The organism is Anaerolineales bacterium (assembly GCA_003105035.1).
Lineage (GTDB): Bacteria > Chloroflexota > Anaerolineae > Anaerolineales > UBA4823 > FEB-25.
The window spans coordinates 222,358-241,245 of the sequence record PQAL01000033.1; the positions used below are offsets into that span (position 1 = coordinate 222,358).

At 47.3% G+C, this 18,888-nt stretch carries 14 protein-coding genes; 4 read left to right on the forward strand and 10 right to left on the reverse strand.

The genetic code is table 11. The features are described from left to right. The first annotated feature begins 28 nt into the window (after positions 1 to 28). Positions 29 to 1,285, forward strand: a complete 1,257-nt coding sequence (locus C3F13_14055; protein PWB51555.1) for a S41 family peptidase — start codon at positions 29 to 31, stop codon at positions 1,283 to 1,285. Between the two features lie 120 nt (positions 1,286 to 1,405). On the opposite strand, the gene C3F13_14060 is transcribed toward C3F13_14055, so the two are convergent. From C3F13_14060 to C3F13_14095, 8 genes are all read right to left on the reverse strand, one after another. Next, positions 1,406 to 2,629: a hypothetical protein gene (locus tag C3F13_14060; protein PWB51556.1), complete on the reverse strand. Its 1,224-nt coding sequence runs from the start codon at positions 2,627 to 2,629 to the stop codon at positions 1,406 to 1,408. Between the two features lie 151 nt (positions 2,630 to 2,780). After that, a complete protein-coding gene (locus C3F13_14065) occupies positions 2,781 to 3,008 on the reverse strand; it encodes a DNA-binding protein (GenBank protein PWB51557.1) in 228 nt (75 codons plus the stop codon). A 214-nt stretch (positions 3,009 to 3,222) separates the two neighbouring features. Further along, entirely contained in the window at positions 3,223 to 3,441 is a 219-nt protein-coding gene (locus C3F13_14070; protein ID PWB51558.1) for a hypothetical protein, read from the reverse strand. A 278-nt stretch (positions 3,442 to 3,719) separates the two neighbouring features. Then, the gene (locus C3F13_14075) at positions 3,720 to 4,001 is read right to left on the reverse strand and encodes a hypothetical protein (GenBank protein PWB51559.1); all 282 of its coding nucleotides are present in this window, start codon (positions 3,999 to 4,001) and stop codon (positions 3,720 to 3,722) included. 194 nt (positions 4,002 to 4,195) lie between these two features. Next, positions 4,196 to 6,424: a hypothetical protein gene (locus C3F13_14080; protein PWB51560.1), complete on the reverse strand. Its 2,229-nt coding sequence runs from the start codon at positions 6,422 to 6,424 to the stop codon at positions 4,196 to 4,198. Then, complete coding sequence (locus tag C3F13_14085; GenBank protein ID PWB51561.1) at positions 6,408 to 6,884, reverse strand: hypothetical protein; 477 nt, start codon at positions 6,882 to 6,884, stop codon at positions 6,408 to 6,410. The genes C3F13_14080 and C3F13_14085 overlap by 17 nt, the downstream gene beginning before the upstream one ends. Before the next feature lie 191 nt (positions 6,885 to 7,075). After that, entirely contained in the window at positions 7,076 to 7,288 is a 213-nt protein-coding gene (locus C3F13_14090; GenBank protein PWB51562.1) for a hypothetical protein, read from the reverse strand. Between the two features lie 252 nt (positions 7,289 to 7,540). Next, positions 7,541 to 8,353 (reverse strand): hypothetical protein, encoded by an 813-nt coding sequence (locus C3F13_14095; GenBank protein PWB51563.1) that lies wholly within the window; start codon positions 8,351 to 8,353, stop codon positions 7,541 to 7,543. A gap of 488 nt (positions 8,354 to 8,841) precedes the next feature. Here C3F13_14095 and C3F13_14100 point away from each other — a divergent pair, with 488 nt between their 5' ends. The 3 genes from C3F13_14100 to C3F13_14110 are packed head-to-tail and all read left to right on the forward strand — an operon-like array spanning position 8,842 to position 16,797. Further along, entirely contained in the window at positions 8,842 to 11,901 is a 3,060-nt protein-coding gene (locus C3F13_14100) for a restriction endonuclease (protein PWB51564.1), read from the forward strand. Between the two features lie 10 nt (positions 11,902 to 11,911). Next, the gene (locus tag C3F13_14105; protein PWB51565.1) at positions 11,912 to 14,734 is read left to right on the forward strand and encodes a site-specific DNA-methyltransferase; all 2,823 of its coding nucleotides are present in this window, start codon (positions 11,912 to 11,914) and stop codon (positions 14,732 to 14,734) included. Next, entirely contained in the window at positions 14,734 to 16,797 is a 2,064-nt protein-coding gene (locus C3F13_14110; GenBank protein PWB51566.1) for a DNA helicase, read from the forward strand. Before C3F13_14105 ends, C3F13_14110 begins: the two co-directional genes overlap by 1 nt. A gap of 365 nt (positions 16,798 to 17,162) precedes the next feature. Here C3F13_14110 and C3F13_14115 read toward each other — a convergent pair whose 3' ends face one another. Both C3F13_14115 and C3F13_14120 read right to left on the reverse strand, forming a co-directional pair. Then, positions 17,163 to 17,795 carry a cobalamin-binding protein gene (locus tag C3F13_14115; protein PWB51567.1) on the reverse strand — a complete coding sequence of 211 codons (633 nt, stop codon included), beginning with the start codon at positions 17,793 to 17,795 and terminating at the stop codon, positions 17,163 to 17,165. A gap of 183 nt (positions 17,796 to 17,978) precedes the next feature. Then, positions 17,979 to 18,887, reverse strand: a complete 909-nt coding sequence (locus tag C3F13_14120) for a hypothetical protein (GenBank protein ID PWB51568.1) — start codon at positions 18,885 to 18,887, stop codon at positions 17,979 to 17,981. Between the last annotated feature and the right edge of the window lies 1 nt (position 18,888).

Consider the following 18,888-nt stretch of genomic DNA (forward strand, 5'->3'; position numbering starts at 1 on the left):
CGGAGTAGGGTATAGATTGGGGTGAGAAATGAATAATCGTCGTGTTGTACGGATCTTGCTCATTTTGTTTATCCTGCCCATATTTTTAGGGGTGGGATTTTCTGGCGGCATACTGGTGGATCACTTTTTGATAGGACCCACGGTGGCTTCCGCCCAAACGCAAACACAGTCCAATTCCCTTGACTTAATAAATCAGGCTTATCAAATCATACAAAAGAATTACGTGGACCATAGCGCCTTGCAAACAACCCAGCTTGAATATGGAGCAATCAGTGGCATGGTTGATGCGCTTGGTGATACCGGGCATAGCCGGTTCATGACGCCGGAGATGGTGAAATCGGAGAACAACTTCACCCAAGGTTCATTTGAAGGCATTGGTGCGGAGGTCACTCAAAATAGCAATGGGCAGACGGTCATCGTCGCCCCGTTTGACGGATCCCCAGCCAAGGCCGCGGGGGTTAAACCCGGCGATATTATTGTCAAAGTAGACGGTACTGATGTCTCTGGTATGAGCCTATCTGACGTGGTTAGCAAGGTGTTAGGACCAGCGGGCAGCAAGGTAACCCTCTCCTTACAGGATCCTTCCACTGGTGCTACCCGTGATGTAACGATCACGCGTGCAAAAATCACAGTAAAAAATGTCACCTGGATCATGCTACCCGGCACGACCATCGCTGATATCCGTCTTGCAGGGTTCAGCCAGGGTGTGACTGCTGATCTGCAGAAGGCATTGCAGCAGGCCCAGGCGCAGGGAGCCACGGGGATCATCCTCGACTTGCGTAATAACCCGGGTGGTCTACTTAGTGAAGCTGTTGGCGTCACCAGCCAGTTCCTGGGCAGCGGTATTGCCCTCCTGGTCAAAGATGCCCAGGGGCAGGAACAGCCCATTGCAATCAAGCCGGGTGGTGTGGCTTTGAACATCCCTATGGTCGTGCTGATTAATCAGGGAACTGCCAGCGCAGCAGAAATTGTCTCGGGGGCTTTACAGGATGCCCACCGAGCCACGATTGTCGGGGAAACAACCTTTGGAACCGGGACGGTCTTGAACGCTTTTCCCCTTTCTGACGGGTCACAAATCCTGCTGGCAACAGAAGAATGGCTTACCCCGAATGGCCGGGTGATCTGGCATAAAGGCATCGCCCCGGATGTTTCTGTAGCTCTGGCGAATACCGTTTCGCCATTTTTACCAGAAGGCGCACAAGGGACAACAGCTGCACAGCTACATAACAGCCAGGATGCACAATTATTGAAAGCGATCGACCTGCTTTCTCAGGGGGCGAATTAAGGCGAGAAACAGCTAAGAAGTTAGATTGGTGTACCCTCCCTGGAAGTCCTCTCCTCCCTTCCGGGGAGGGTTGTGTTTAAGGGAGGGGAAAAATATCGCAGTATTTGTTGCAATTTCGGGTTATTTCGGGGATATATTGAGATTTTCAGCCATATAAGGCAATACTTCGTCAATTTCGGTTGCATTTTGACCGACTGGGTGCAGTTGAGTGCAGTTTGAGTGCAGTTTTATTGGAGTGATGAGATTATCAATGAGAGTTGCAGCGTTACGTTGCTGACTGTCAGTCGAATGTGAATATGTATCGAAGGTCATGCTTATTTTTGAATGCCCCAGGATACTAGCAACCGCAGTGGCTGGGATCCCATTATTTATCATAATAGATGCAGCCGAGTGACGGCAATCGTGAAATCTAATTCTAGGCAATCCTGGGGGCAGAAGTCGTTTGAAAACCTGAATCATGTAGCTCGCACAAATCGGACCACCTATTTCATTCGTGAAGATCAAGTCATAGTCGATCCACTTGTTGCCGGCTGCAATTCGCATTAATCTCTGTCGCTCATAATGATCCCGCAAAACCTGGATAATCTGTTCTCCAATTGGAACAGTGCGTTTGGAAGATTTCGTCTTCAGCGGTTGGAACATAGCGGATGAGTTAGGGCTTTTACTAAGTTGCCATTCGATCCTGATGGTATGCTCAATCCAATCGAGGTTCTCCCAACGGAGACCAAGAAGTTCACTCCTGCGCATTCCTGTTGCCAGAGCCAGGTGGAACAATGCCACCCATCTATGTCCATCCACAGCTGCAAGGAATTGACTGGCTTGATCTTCAGACAGAATCTTTCTCTTCACTTCTGACTCCTTTGGAGGATGAGCAGAAGATACAGGATTCCGAATAATTATGCCATCATCTACAGCTGCTCTGAGTGCGCTATGCATCAACTTGTGGATCTTCATCACCGTAGGTATTCCAACATCCTGGTCTTGCAGGCGGACATATAAAACTCTCAAATGTGCTGTCTTCAAATCCTTCAGAATGATATTGCCAATATTGGGAGCAATATACATACGACACAGCTGGCTATAATGAGACCAAGTGGATGGCCTCATTGCACCTTTTTCAGCGACCAGCCAATCATCGAGATATCTACCAAGTTTTACTTTGGCACTGGCGTAGTTCAGTCCATCGTCGATTTGATTCTGGGTGTGCCTGATCCAATCCAGGCAAGCCTGCCGGCTTTTTGCTGTAAAACTCAACCGGTGTCCCTGCAGGGTGAATTGAACACGCCATTTTCCATTCGGCATCTGAAGTATGGTTCCCTCGTTATTGCCGCGTCTTTTCGCCATTTCCTTTACTCCTTATTCGGTTTCAAGGAAAGGCGACCCGCATATTCAATTGGTAAGGTACAATTCCGCCTTTTGATTTTAACATGCACCGGAAACCTTGGACAGAGCGTACGAGGCGGATTTGCAGCAACCATGTCAGATATTGAAAACATTATTTGCTGAAATCGTATGCAGAATAAATATTGAGTTTTATGAACGCCTCTAGATCCTCCTGTCGGACGCGGCGGGATTTGCCGATCCTTACGGTCGGAAGCGCACCCGATTGCATAAGGGCATAGCAGCAGGACCGACTTAGATGAAGTCGAAAAGAAATATCTGAAACCGTCAATAAAGGCTCAGCATTGATTTTTACATTATTGGACTGTTGATTATTTTCCATTCTATTCTCCTGATACCTCATTCAGCATTATTTACAATATGCACTAATCTGTATTTCACCTGCACCATATGACCGAAAAAAGTTCAAAAAACGAAAAAAATTCGTGTGAACCACCCCACCCGCTTGCGTAACTCGACTATCAAACATTATTGCTGCCCTCCCCCCTTGCCTGGTAGATTAATCGAGCTGCGCATATATCTCACTATAAATCGTATCATTTTTGACCTTTATTATTTTCTTGTGGCTTCTCATTGGTGATTCGTCTGTCAGGACTATGAGGCCGGTACGATCGGGCAGCCTCTCCTGCTTCTCGGATGAGCTGTATCAGGTAGTCAGGCACATGACCGTCCTGTAGCTTGGTCATAAATACTTGCTTCTGGCTGGGTGTGAGATTCCTCATCTCTTCGGATAAGATAGTAAGAAGATCCAGCATAGGCAATATCTCCATTGATCACGCAGGTTAACAAATCGATCGGATCCATCCTTAATCCAAGGACCTCTAGGAATAACTCAGCTCCGTTTGGGTTCAAAAAGAAATAGAGACAATCGATGATCGTCAACCAGCTAGATCTCGAATGATGAAGATCCAAAATAGCACGCACAACTACTACGGCCGCCAGGTGAACAAAAGGATCCACTATTGCCAGCGATGATGTTGGATCCGGTGTCGCATCTAGATCCCAATATGGATGCCTTGCTTGTGATTGTTGCTTATCCTGATTCATCGAAAGACCCATATAACACAGCTAGTGCTTCATCGATCGAGTTGACAATAGCAACCTGGCCTTGCCAGGCTGAAATCCAGATAATCTCAGCTTCAGTCAACCGGTTTCCACGACCTGCCGGATTTTTGATCTCCATTAAAAGGTTGTGATTATGCCAGCCGATCAGGATATCCGGGCAGCCACAACCCACGCCAGCCAGAATATGAACACTTGCTCCTGCTGCGCGTAAGGCTTTCACGATCTCGGCTTGATTAGCATCCGGTCTCATGCCTCAACCAGCTTGATTTCACGAAAGTTACAGCGTTTTTCATTCAATCTCTCCATAAAAATGGTCTTTTTAAATGCGAGTTTTAACTTTTAAATGCGAGATTTTGCCACTTTGTTAAACTTTCCCTTAAAGGAAATTTTTTTGGTAATTAATGCAAAGTGCCAAAAACTAACATTATGATTTAAAAGTCGCATTTAACACTCCCTTATTTTCAACCCTAAATAAGACTTGTTACCGTCCTTACCACTTAAAAAGCCATGTTCTTTTAACCGGTTGGTGACCCAGATCTTGGAATGCTTACGGAGCTCATCCTCTCCCTGCTCCTGGCACCAATTTCGCCAGGCTGTATAAAACTTATCCTTCTCGATCGAAAAATCGGGGTGTTGCTCGCAGTTCTCGGTGATAAATTGCATCACCTGGTCCTGCTCGGTCCTGTATTCGATGGTCGCCTGTTTGACCGCCTTGGGCATCTGTAACCCATCATTCTTCCAGAATACGCATCCCAGGATAGCCCAATTTAAGATCCCCGGCATTTCTTTACCAAAGGTATCCATGAGCTCTCCCATCGGTCGCTTTACGTCATCTGGGATCGTCACTGGAAAAGGCACCACCCGGATCCGCCTCCAGAAACCCAGATCGGTCCCCTCCACTTTCGGTTTGTGATTGCCATACAGCCATATCTTGTGGCTGGGTTCAAAAGTGAAGGGATTTGAGAATAGAAAGCGTGCGGTAACTGCATCGCCACCGGTGAGATCCTTGGCGAGTGATTCATTGATCTTACGGCTCGCGGCGATCTCAGACGCCAACACTAATCTTGCGCCAGCCATTGCTGCAATGTGAGGATTAGCCACCGTGCCTAAGTTCCGGTTTGCCATCAGTGCGTCGATGTCGATCCGCTTGGCATAATCACCCAGTAAACGCCTGATCACCTCCGTGAACACACTTTTCCCATTTTGCCCAAGCCCGAATAAGAAAAACAGGCAATGCTCGTCGATCCGCCCGGTGAGGGTATATCCGACAGCTTTCTGTAAGAAATAAGCTGATTCCTGGTCCCCGCCAGTGAATAGATCCATGGATTTTTCCCATTCCTGGCATTGCGCTTTTGGGTCGAATTCAACATTCGAGATCTTGGTGAGCATGAGGGCTGGATCATGGGGCAACAGGTTGCCAGTGGTGAGATCGATAACCCCGTTGGCCACATTGAATAGCATCGGGTGGGTGTCCAGCTCTTCAGGTCTTACCCCCACATAAGGTTTTACACATGCCAGCATGTTTTCGATGTGAAAACGCGCCTCCGATCGGAGGGCATGTTTGGCGGTCGCCTGGCGAGTTTGATCATCTTTTGCATTATTCGCCTCAATGTAGATCGCCCGGACTGTTTCATGTGCCAGCCGGTAGATCTCAGCGGAATCGTCCACCATCCAGCGCCGGCCATCCCAGCTCAGCCATTTTTCCCAGGCAAAGCAATACCTGACCCTATCCCGGTGCATGGCTAAAAATCGTTCTGCGTTTCCCAGGTCAGTGAATGGGTATTCTGATTGCTTATTCTTAATCCACTCCACGACACCATTGATCTCATCATCTGACACAGGATGATCACCACTATCAAAACGCTCATCCCTGATGGTCTTGAGGGTAGCCCTGATCTCCTCTTCACCCATGCCGGTCTTCCGTAAGCTGCCTGCAATAGAGGTCAATGACTGATGCCTCTCCCCCTGGTTGATCACTTTTCCCAGACGAGCTGCAGCCGTCTTAGTTTGGACTGGCAATGACCTCACATGACCGTTCAATTTCGACCGGATCCAGGTTGGCAATTCGATCACTTCGGTATCGCTAGGATTCAGCTCGAATTTATATGGATTGGTGGTGGAGCTGGGTGGCACCAGGACGTAACCCGAATTGGCACGAATATCCACTCCTTGCCCTAGAACCCCTGCCCCGGACCTGATATCGGTCCCCTCTGGGTACAAAAAGTAAAGGTGCTGACCCCGGTTTCCGGTAGCCACTGTCACCGTTTCTATGGGACCTGGATTTTCCTCCCTCATCAGATCCCAGGTATGAAAGCCGCCCGTCTCGTGATCAATGTCGAGAACAATGATTCCAGATCCGCCGGCTTTTTTATCACCGGTCCTTAGTCCCCAATTTGCATCTGGCCATCGATCATGCCATTGCTTGATCTGGTCAAGATCCGTCGTGGCTGAATAGAAGCCGTTCTCGACGAGGGGATGTTTTCCAGGACTTGTGCAGTCTGATCGGCCGCATGAGCAGTGACCGTTCATCATCCAGGTAACAGGGAAGATCGGCCAACCCCTGTTAGCATAGAACCGCAGTTTTGAAAACTTGATATCTTCCATGCTCAGCATTGATTCGGGAGGGGTTTTATTTGAAGAACACCCCTCCAATCGATCACCAGGGAATGTCATTATCCGGCGGTTCAGTGGGTGGAGGCGGAGTGGGTGATGGTGGGACCAAGGATGCAGCTGCAACCGATTTAGCCTTGGTGTGAGGAGCTGCAATTACATCCATGATCCGGTTAAAGTCACCACCGTCCTTCGTGTATCGTTCTACATTGACCAAAACTCTTTTATTAATCAACCTGGAGGCAAGAAAATCCGCAGCTGGATCGAATTCATTGGCTAGGGCTGCTCGAGCCCATCGATACAATTTTGATTTTTCGCTGTAATTCGCTGAGCACCAGGCGAGCAGGTCAACACTTCCCTCGGTATATTCCAAACCTTCGATACCGTCGGTCAGCACGTGGAACATGAGTTTTATTTGTTCGCCAAAATTACCGGTCGTTTTTTCCAGACTGTTGATTGTCGCCCGGTAAGTTCCAGCTGGTATCAATAAGAATGTTTTTTTGGGTATAGAAAAATCGCTCATTTTGTTCTCCTTTTTCTGATTGTCTAATTTCCATTCGTTTTTGAGTTAATAAGATAGTTGTGTATTTTGTCAGTGTGTGCTCCAATTCTGGCCTTGGCGGATAACAGTTATCCGGTGAGAAACAAACGCGAATTTTCTTTTGATATTTCCAGCCGGCAACTAAGCCACCTTGCAGGTTGGTTTTTTCCATGCTAGGCACTAGTGTGACTTTTTCCGTATATGAGATATTCATCGTCAACATTCATGAGCCCGTAAGGTTGGAACCTGACTGATTTTCCAAAGACAATTGCCGGCAACTCGCCTGCACGAATATGAGGGTAAATTTGTACGAAAGAGACCTGAAGGATCTCTGTAACCTGAGCCGGCCGTAGGAGCTGTTCAGGAGGAATTTGTTGATCTGACATTGGTAGCTTCCTGATTATCTTGCACTCTCAAAATTTCGTTAGGATCGAGAAGATTTCTTCGCAGTAGCTCATTGCGAATAAGAAGATACACTTCAGATCTGGGATCCCGTACCTCATCTCTCGCTAATTGTGCAAGAGCCTTTGCCTCGATCTCATTCAGGTAGACTGTTATTTTCATCGTCTCTCGCAAATAAAATCGGTCATAGTTTTTCCTATGACCGATTAAACACTGTGCGAGTACAAATTGAGTATCTATTGAGTTCTAATCGAGTTCCAATTTTGTATTATATACTCGAGCCGTTTTAGCGCTTCTGCTCGTGTTTTATATGCCAGCTTATAAAATCTTCCATCCTTCTTGATTAACCCCAATTCCACTGCTTTTTGTAAGTATCTATAGAACCTGCCCTTTGATACAACCGGATAACCATTTTCACTTCCAAATGTGCTGGATAAAAAGTCATCTATTTCTCTACCGCCGATATACGGCCTATTTACCCATTCTATGCATGCTTTTAAGTAATTATGTAATTTAAATAATGATTCTGTAGATTCCAAATTCGTATTCTCGATAGCCACAGGGTGATCATCAGCATTGCTAATAATTTCTAATTTTTGCTTATTATCTAAATCCTCATAGTTAAAACCTAAAATACTATTTCGCAAAGATTTCCTGGCATCCGGGTAATCGTGACTAAGGTCTTTTAGTAAGGAGTTGAAAATCTCCCACAGATTTTTTTTTGGCCAACCAACTGGCTCCCAAAATGTATACTCTATTTTAAATCGATGATCGCTCAGTCGTTGACTAGTGACAGTGATAATCTCAGCAGTCTGTCCATTGTACGTGCATTGAATGGCAATAAGTGAATCGAAGTCAATGGAGAATTCTAAAATTTCCAAGTATTTGTTTTCATCTATTTCTTTTTGACCGTTCATGATGTCTTCGAAATTTTCTGGCTCGGTGTAGATCTTATTTGGTCGTATGCGTCCCTTCAGCCATTGCCAGAAAGGCTTAATGCTGCGCATATCTTCAAGCTCGAAACAAAATTGGGAGACCTCTACTTCCATGATGCTCCTGCTCTGCAATTAAAAAAATTGCCCGCTTTCGCGAACAACCTGAATGCTAAATAATTCAAATTGCCGGCTGCGCACATCAGCTTGGTTCGCTCCGAATGATCCTTCATCAAGGAGTTTTTTTCGAATGCACCCGGTCACTGCTCCGTGTGGTCATACACTGCGGAGCGATTGGTTTTCCTATATCGTTATCATACCATAAAACAGAACAATTATTCTAATTACAAAATAAGAAATCATTGGTTTACCTACAATGTTTTGTAAATCCTTATGGACATTATCCGAATTTAAATACATAATGGATAGCTAAGATGTAGAAAATCCATTTTGGGCTATAATCCTTTCAGCGCTATTCAGCATCTGTTACCAGGCAATCCAACCATAAACTTGCGATCTTTCCAGATTGCTCCTTTGGGGGCGAATATGACTATTATTATAAACAACCTGGACCGGTTGACTTTTCTTACTCATGGAAAGTAATCATGGACAATCCTTTTTTTAGCCACCCTATCCTTAACTCTCCTTACGAATACCCATCACGGCATTGGGAGCTTGATATGGATGGGCAACCGACTCAGCTGATCATTGAGCACCGTCGCAGCGCTGAGTTTATAACCCCAATTCCAAAACCCAGGAAACGAAAACATTCCACCGCTCCATCAACTGAACAATTGGCAATGATCCTCGATGAGGGGGAAGGACTTTCCACCAGCGAACAGCAGTACGACCCCACGGGAAATATCAATCTCGTCAGGAATTTTGTGGACCAATGGCGGATGATCCCCGACCCCAATGATTGGAAGGTGACCCCCGAGACCGCCCGCCTGCTGCAGCACTGGAGAAAGCACCAGTTCGCGGATATCCGCCCTTTCTTCTGCCAGGTGGAGGCGATCGAAACCCTGATCTGGCTGACCGAGGTTGCCCCCAAGGGAGGAAAGCGCGAGAAAGACCTGCTGGAGAGACTGGCAGCCGCGAGCAATGAAGCCAATCCGGGTCTTGAGCGTATCGCCATAAAGATGGCGACCGGTTCGGGAAAAACAACTGTCATGGCGATGATCATTGCCTGGCAGACGATCAATTCTCTCAGGTACCCCACAAGCAACAAATTCACCCGTGGATTCCTGGTAGTGACACCCGGAATCACCATCCGCGACCGTCTGCGGGTTTTACAACCCAACGACCCCGACAGCTATTACGACAGCCGCGAGCTGGTGCCCAGCGATATGCTACCAGACCTGCTTAATGCCAAGATAGTGATCACCAATTTCCATGCATTCAAACTGCGTGAGCGCATTCCACTCTCCAAGGGCACACGCTCCTTGCTGCAGGGTCGGGATGAAGAGCTGAACACGCTGGAGACCGAAGGCCAGATGCGGCAGCGCGTGATGCCGGAGCTGATGGGAATCAAGAACATCCTGGCTATCAATGATGAGGGACATCACTGTTACCATGAGAAGCCAGGTCCTGAAGAGGAGGAACCACTGACCGGGGATGAGCGCGAGGAAGCAGAAGCGAATAACGAGGCGGCGCGCTTGTGGATAAATGGCTTGAAGACCGTCAGTACCAAGATTGGCTTGCAGCGCGTGCTTGACCTTTCAGCTACCCCATTCTTCCTCAGGGGCTCCGGTTATGCGGAAGGGACGATCTTCCCCTGGACGATGAGCGATTTCTCGCTCATGGATGCCATCGAGTGTGGGATCGTCAAACTGCCGCGGGTTCCTGTGGCGGATAACATCCCCGGGGGTGACATGCCCAAGTTCCGCAATATCTGGGAGCATGTGGGGAAGAAGATGCCCAGGAAAGGTAGGGGAAAATCCAAAGATCTGGACCCGCTCAGCCTGCCGGTGGAGCTGCAGACTGCTCTGGATGCCTTGTATGGTCACTATGAGCAAACCTTCGCTCTCTGGCAGCAAGCCGGCATCAGCACGCCACCCTGCTTTATTATCGTCTGCCAGAACACCTCCATATCCAAACTGGTATATGACTTCATCTCAGGCTTTTTGAGGGAAAACGAAGATGGGTCGTCGGAACTGGTGCCGGGACGATTGGAGTTATTCTGCAATTTTGATGAGTATGGTAATCCATTAGCGCGCCCGAACACCCTGCTGATCGACAGTGAGCAGCTTGAATCGGGTGAAGCATTGGACCCAAACTTCAGGAAGATGGCAAGGGATGAAATTGAGCGTTTCAGGCGTGAGATCCTCCAACGCACCGGTGACCAGCACCAGGCAGAAAACATCACCGACCAGGACCTGCTGCGTGAAGTGATGAACACCGTCGGCAAAATGGATCGTTTGGGAGGTGGCATCCGCTGCGTGGTCTCAGTTTCCATGCTGACCGAAGGTTGGGATGCCAACACCGTCACCCATATCCTGGGGATCAGAGCATTTGGAACCCAATTGCTGTGCGAGCAGGTGGTCGGGCGTGCCTTACGGCGCCAATCTTATGACCTGGATGAGGAAAATCTCTTTAAGGTGGAATACGCCGATATCCTGGGGATTCCGTTCAATTTCACTGCCAAACCGGTCATTTCCAAACCGCAGATACCGCGTCAAAATGTTCATGTGCATGCAATGCGACCGGAAAGGGATGCGCTCGAAATCCAGTTCCCACGCGTGCAGGGCTACCGGGTGGAGCTGCCCAATGAGCGCCTGGAAGCGAAATTTACCGAAGATTCAACCCTGGTGCTAACCCCTGACCTGGTGGGACCATCCATCACCGTAGATGCAGGGATCATCGGTGAAGGAGTGGATTTAACTCTGAAATATTTGGAGGACGTGCGCCAATCGACCATTCTATTTCAACTCACCAAACGCCTGCTGTACACGCACTACCGCGACCCAGATAAGGATCCCGAGCTACACCTATTCGGGCAGCTCAAACGCATCACCAAACTGTGGCTGGATAATCACCTGGTTTGTAAAGGTGGCACCTACCCAGCCCAGCTGATCTACCAGGAATTAGCCGACATGGCATGCCACCGCATCCATACTGCCATTACGCGCCGTTTTGAGGATTCCCAGCCTATCCGGGCCGTGCTTGACCCCTACAACCCAACCGGGTCGAGTATGTTCGTCAACTTTTATACCTCCAAACCCAGCCGCTGGCAGACCGACTCGCGTAAATGCCATGTGAATTGGGTGGTGACCGATAGTGATTGGGAGGCTGAACTGTGCCGAGTGGTTGAGTCGCACCCACGCGTGCGGGCTTATATCAAGAACCAGGGACTTGGGCTGGAAGTGCCTTATCTATACGGCTCGCTGGTACGCAAATACATCCCCGATTTTATCGTTCAGGTGGACGATGGGCACCCAGACCCGTTGAACCTGGTCATCGAGATCAAGGGATACCGGGGAGAGGATGCCAAGGAAAAGAAAGCCACGATGGAGACCTACTGGGTGCCAGGGGTAAACCACCTGGGCACCTATGGGCGCTGGGCGTTCCTGGAGCTCAAGGATGTCTATTTGATAATGGATCAATTTGCCAGCAAGGTTGATGAAGAATTGAATAAAGCCAGCCAAAACACGCTGGTACCGTCATAGAGGTAAATCAATGGCAAGGAATAACCACAAGACGAAAAAATCTGTTGAATCTATCAAACACACCGAGGCTTCACGGACGCACATCCCTACTGCAGAGTTCCAGTCCGTGTTGAGTGAGGAGCTGCAAAGCCCAATCCAGGTTGCTTACCAGCGCCGGAACCCAGACCTGGACCCGCAGCTGGTGTGGCGGGGCAAGGACTTGCAGGATTGGTCTGATCTGGTCGTGCAAGCCCCACCGCTCTATATCCAGGAGAAGATCCAGCCCAAGGTGCTAATTGACGACCTGCTTCGCCATACCGAGAAAGCGGAGAAAGCCGGTATCCCCCAACAGCTGGATATGTTTGCGGATTTCAACGGACTGCCCAGTGAAGCCGCCAAAACCGAGTTCTACCAGCACGAGGCTAACTGGAGCAACCGCATGATCCTGGGTGACAGCTTGCAGATAATGGCATCACTTGCTGAAAGAGAAGGTCTACACGGGAAAGTGCAGTGTATTTATATTGACCCTCCATATGGTATTAAATTCAATTCAAATTTTCAATGGTCAACAACCAGCCGAGATGTGACGGATGGTAAAGCGGATCACATCACCCGCGAACCAGAGCAGGTAAAAGCATTTCGTGATACTTGGCGAGATGGTGTTCACTCTTACCTTACATACCTTCGTGATAGATTGACCATCGGACGTGATTTACTCACCGAATCTGGAAGCCTAATTATTCAAATTGGTGATGAAAATGTACATAATATAAGGGAATTGATGGATGAAGTTTTTGGGACAAGTAATTATGTTGCTACTATTTCATTTACAAAAACTAGTGGTCAAACAAAAACTAGTTATGTACCGATAGCATCTGATTATTTAATTATCTATGCCAAGAATAGCAATGTAATGAAATATCGACAGATTTTTGTTCCCAAAACTCTTGGAGGAGAAGGATCGAAAGAACATAGGAATATTGAGTTAATTGACGGCACAACGCGCTCGACACCAATTACCCAGGATGAAATCAGAGATCTATCTTCCCTACCTATAGGTTCTCGTGTCTATGCAACAGGCCCGATAGTTTCACAGGGATCGTCTAGGGAAGGATCTGCTGATATACAGGTAGAAGCTGATGGTAAAAAATTTGTACTTAGTTGTGGACCTCGACGACATTGGTCAGTCGGTGTAGATGGCACAAAATTATTATGGAAGATTGGACGCCTTGTTCATGCAGAAGGATTACGGATTTTTAAACGGTTTTTCAATGATTTTCCTTATTCACCATTAACGAATGTATGGACAGATACACGTGGTGAAACTGATATGAGTTATGTTGTACAGACATCGACTCGTGTAATTGAACGTTGTATATTAATGTTGACTGATCCAGGCGATCTTGTTCTTGATCCAACTTGTGGCTCTGGAACAACTGCATTTGTAGCAGAGCAGTGGGGAAGAAGATGGATCACAATTGACACATCGCGAGTGGCTCTAGCGTTAGCACGTGCTAGAATTATGGGTTCAGTATTTCCGTATTATATGCTTTCAGATTCACAAATAGGGCAGCAAAAAGAAGCTGAACTTAATCATAAAGGTTTTTCAAATAATCCAACATATGAAAATATCAGGCAAGGTTTTGTATATGAACGTGTTCCCCATATTACATTAAGTTCTATTGCAAACAATAGTGAATTATTTGTGATTTGGGAAGAGTATCAGCATGAATTTAGTTTACTACTCGATCAAATAAATCTGCTCCTACATAAAGGTTGGCATGAGTGGGAAGTGCCTAAAACTGTAAATATTGATTGGCCTCCTCAAGTAAAAAAAATACATGAAAAATGGTGGCAATTGCACGTCGACCGTCGAAAAGCAATCGATGCATCTATTGCTGCTAACACAGATAATGAATACTTATATGATCAACCGTTCCAAGAAAATCGAAAGGTTCGGGTAGCTGGACCTTTTACAATTGAAAGTCTCTCACCTCATCGCGTCCTAGGGGTGGACGAAAATGATGAGCTGATTGATCAAGTAGCGGAGGGGAAAACCGGCTATGCCCCTGGGCAGAGCTTCGAGCAAATGATTCTAGAAAACCTCAAAACTGCCGGTGTGCAGCAAGCGCATAAAGAAGACAAGATCAATTTCTTCTCCCTCACCCCCTGGCCAGGGTATTACATCTCTGCCGAAGGGCGCTACTTCGAGGGTGATGAAGAAAGAGGCCGCGAACGACGGGCAGGGATTTTCATCGGTCCAGAATTTGGCACCGTAGGTCGGCCCGACCTGGTGGCTGCAGCGCGTGAGGCGGGAGATGCCGGCTTCGATGTGCTGGTAGCTTGCGCGTTCAATTATGATGCACGTTCCACCGAGTTCAATAAACTAGGTGCCATCCCGGTGCTCAAAGCGCGCATGAATGCCGATTTACATATGGCGAAGGACTTGAAAAGCACAGGCAAGGGCAACCTGTTCGTCATCTTCGGCGAGCCGGATATCGATATTCTGGAGGCGGAAGATGGGCAGATCCAGGTAAAGATCAATGGGGTAGATGTATTCCACCCCGATACAGGCGAAGTGCGCAGCGATGGCGCTGAAGGAATCGCCTGTTGGTTTATTGACACCGATTACAACGAAGAGAGCTTCTTTGTTCGGCATGCTTATTTCCTGGGTGCCAACGACCCCTATTCCGCCCTAAAGACCACACTCAAAGCTGAGATCAACGAAGAAGCCTGGGAATCACTCCACAGCGACACATCACGTCCCTTTGATCAACCTGCCTCCGGTCGCATCGCGGTCAAAGTCATCAACCACCTGGGGGATGAGGTGATGAAGGTCTTCAAGGTGAGATGATGGAATTCCGCATTGCTGACACGTTCGTCGACAGCCTGGGCAAGCTGAGCAACCCCGAGCAGAAGGTGGTTAAGACCACTGTGTTCGATCTGCAGGTCAATCCCGCCAGCCCGGGTATGAGCTTTCACAGACTGGATCGTGCACAAGACACCAATTTTGCCTCAGTGCGCGTGAGCGATGATATCCGCTTGATCGTCCACCAGGGGGAAAACAGCCTGTTGATCTGTTACGTCGGTCACCATGACAACGCCTACCAGTGGGCGTCCAGGCGCAAGCTCGAAACACATCCAACTACCGGCGCAGCCCAGCTGGTGGAGGTGCGAGAAACCGTTCAGGAGATCATCATCCCCTCTTACGTGGCTGTTGAGATGCCCAAACCTCCACTGTTTGCTGGTAAATCTGAAGCTGAGCTACTTTCCTACGGTGTCCCTCCTGAATGGCTGGAGGATGTGCGCTCTGCCACCGAGGACAACTACCTTGACTTGGCTGATCACCTGCCTGCAGAAGCCGCTGAAGCGCTGCTTGAACTGGCGGTAGGAGGCGAACCTCAACCTTCGCCGGTACCTGCAGCTGTTCTAGATCCCTTCGATCATCCCGATGCACTCAGACGGTTCCGAATCATGAGTGGGATGGACGAACTCCTACGCGCTCTTGAGTATCCCTGGGAAAAATGGACCATCTTCTTGCATCCTGAGCAGCAAAAGATTGTAAGCGGAAATTATAGCGGTCCGGCACGCGTTTCCGGCTCGGCAGGGACCGGCAAGACGGTAGTTGCGCTTCATCGAGCTATCTACCTGGCAAAGATGAATCCTGAGTCAAGGATTCTCCTGGCAACATTTTCCGAGACCCTCGCTAATGCCTTAAAAAATAAAATACGAATGCTGATTCAAAACCAGCCGCGCTTGGCAGACCAGATTGAAGTCTATGCGATGAACGCTCTCGGTGAGCGGCTTTATAAATTAAATTTGGGGAATGTTCAAATTGCTTCCGCTGAAACTATCCAGGCATTATTATCTGAATCTTCGAAAATGGTCGGAGGGCACACCTTCAATCTTCACTTTCTAACTACAGAGTGGAACCAAGTGGTTGATGCATGGCAATTGAATACTTGGGAGGCTTATCGCGATGTTTTACGGCTGGGCCGTAAAACGCGACTCACGGAGCCACACAGAAAAACTCTATGGTCGATATTCGAGCTAACCCGGTCTGCACTGAAGGAACATGTGCTGATTACCAATGCAGAGCTTTTTAGCCAATTGGCAACGTTTTTCTCAGCAGGTCAACGGGCACCCTTTGATTTTATAGTAATCGATGAATCCCAGGATATTAATATTCCTCAGCTCAGGTTGTTAGCAGCGCTTGGTGGCGATCATCCAAATAATCTTTTCTTTGCTGGAGACCTGGGCCAACGAATTTTCCAGCAACCATTTTCATGGTTGGCATTGGGAGTGGATGTGCGTGGCCGATCGAAGACCTTACGTATCAATTATCGCACCTCGCACCAGATTCGCACTCAATCTGACAAACTGCTTGGCCCTGAAATTGCCGATGTGGATGGCATCACTGAAACACGCAGCGGAACGATCTCTGTTTTCAATGGACCACCCCCAACGATTGAGTCATTTGGCGATGAAGCCTCTGAAATAGAAGCGGTCGCAGTCTGGCTTAAAGAGCGTATTGATGATGGTTTACATCCTGAAGAAATCGGGGTTTTTGTTCGATCGGATGCTCAAATTTCAAGGGCAAAAGCTGCGATTGAAAATGCTGAAGTTACCTACAAAGTACTTGACCAGAAGATTGAGACAATGGTTGGACATGCGTCCTTATGTACGATGCATCTGGCAAAAGGTCTTGAGTTCCGGGCAGTGGTTGTAATGGCTTGTGATGATGAAGTCATACCTTTGCAGGATCGGATAGAACAGGTAACGGACACATCGGATCTGGAAGATGTCTATAACACCGAACGGCACTTACTCTATGTAGCATGCACGAGGGCACGCGACCATTTGCTGGTTACCGGCGTGGAGCCAGCATCTGAGTTTTTGGATGATATGAGGATGTAGCCATTCATATGCAAGCAATACGTCTTATTGGCAGGGGTCACCAGCCAGCAATATAATTCACAGATATATGTGGAGCTATGAGCATGTTTCTTATGTACGATAAGTCCGTGAAACCACCTGAAATATATGATGGATTTTAATGGTGTTTATAAAAAACCGGCAGTCAGTTGCAGTTAAATCAGGTAACTCGAACCTAGGCGCAGATCAAGAACCTATCAATGAATCTTTTTCGATAAAGCTAGTAATCTTGAAGCATGTTGGGTATCCATTGGTTCTTCGACATGGTTGTTTTTTATGTTTTTATTGTTGAGAAGCTCCGGATCCAAATTGTGGAGATCCTTACTTATCCTTCTTGGCACGTAGGATTAAATGGCAAGCAAGGACTTCGTCAATGTCACTGCGCTGCTTGCATCCGGCGCATAACCATCTGACCCGAGCTGTTTAGCATATGCTTCATTTAGTGGTGCTCCACCTACAATCACCTTGACCATGCTGCGTTTTCCTGCGGCGGTTAATGCATCGATAATCTCTTTCATATTCGGCATCGTGGTGGTTAACATTGCAGAGAGGGCAATAATATTTACGCTCTCTGCTATTGCAACGAATTCTTCTTTATCAACGTCGGCTCCCAAATCCATTACGTCAAAGCCCGCACCTTCCAGCATTAATGCCACCAAGTTCTTCCCGATGTCGTGCAGGTCACCTTTGACTGTGCCAACGGCAATTATTCCAGTAGCTTTAACACCATCCACGTTCAAACTTGGTTTGAGTGCAGTTAACCCTACCTGCATAGCACGAGCAGCAACTAACATTTCTGGTATGAAGCACTCGCCAGCCTCAAACTGCCGCCCGATTTCAGCCATAGCAGTAATCATACCTTCATCGAGCACTGTCTTTGCTGCGAATCCAGAATCCAGAGCAGAGTGAATGTTTATCACAATTTCATTCTGTTGACCATACAAAATATTCTGATAAATTTCCTTAATTATTGGATACATTTAGAAATCCCTGATTCTATCGATGGCATTTTACACTTGTCCCTCATTTGTTCACACGGCCCAATATTATGATAAATATTTGGGATTTTCTCGGAAATAGTAAAAATTATCAAAATCCTTATCCTGGCTATAAAAAGGGCTGTATTTTCATATCTGACTATAGAAATATTCCTTCACCGGTAATTATGGTTTGGATATTGACAATAACCAACGTAAAGCCAGATCATAATCACACCACTCATGTAGTTGCCAGCGTTCTATTTTCCCGAATTCGGTTATTCCGTGGGTAAATGTATGATTGAATTCTGCAATTGGAGAGGTACTTGAAACTCCCTTAATTAATTGGTACAACCTATAGGAATGAATTGCTTCCTGCTCTGGAACGATCAGGTCCTTTTCACTCCAATACAATAAGATCGGTGTATTCGTCAGGTTACCAAAATAATGTATTGGACTACGTTCATTATATAACTCAGGAACCTTATCTGGAGATCCACCAACTTCGTTAATAATTTTTTGATCGGTACCAAACGCTCGGATGTCTTCAATCTCACTGGTAGCTAATGATCTTTGCCAGAAAGCAAGATCGATAATTGGATTAAATGCCACGACAGCTGCGACAACCTCCGGATGAGCTCCTGCCAGAACCAAAGCCTCCTGCCCTCCCATGCTCAGTCCGCAGGCGTATATTCTGTGGCGATCGATTAATACCCCGATCGCTTCGACCTCATCAATTAATTGAACCATATCGGATATTTGTTCAGGGGAGGCAAGTGAACAAAGCTCAGCTGCCCGGTGATGTCCATGCGGCATCACAATCCCGACCCCGTATTGCTCCGCCATACCGTACCAACCTGAGTGATATCCCCGAGATAACCCTTTCAAACCAATATGGTAATCTTCTCCTGCTGTCCATGTAATCGGATGAGGCGCGAGTACCAATGGAATCTTTTGTGAAAATAATTGCCTGGGAATATACAGATCTGCGATTTGTTTTGAGTGATCTGCCGCGGAAATAAAATTCATCTTTTTTATTATCGAACGATCTGGAGGCAAATCTGTGGGGGTAGGATTATATAACACCATACTCATT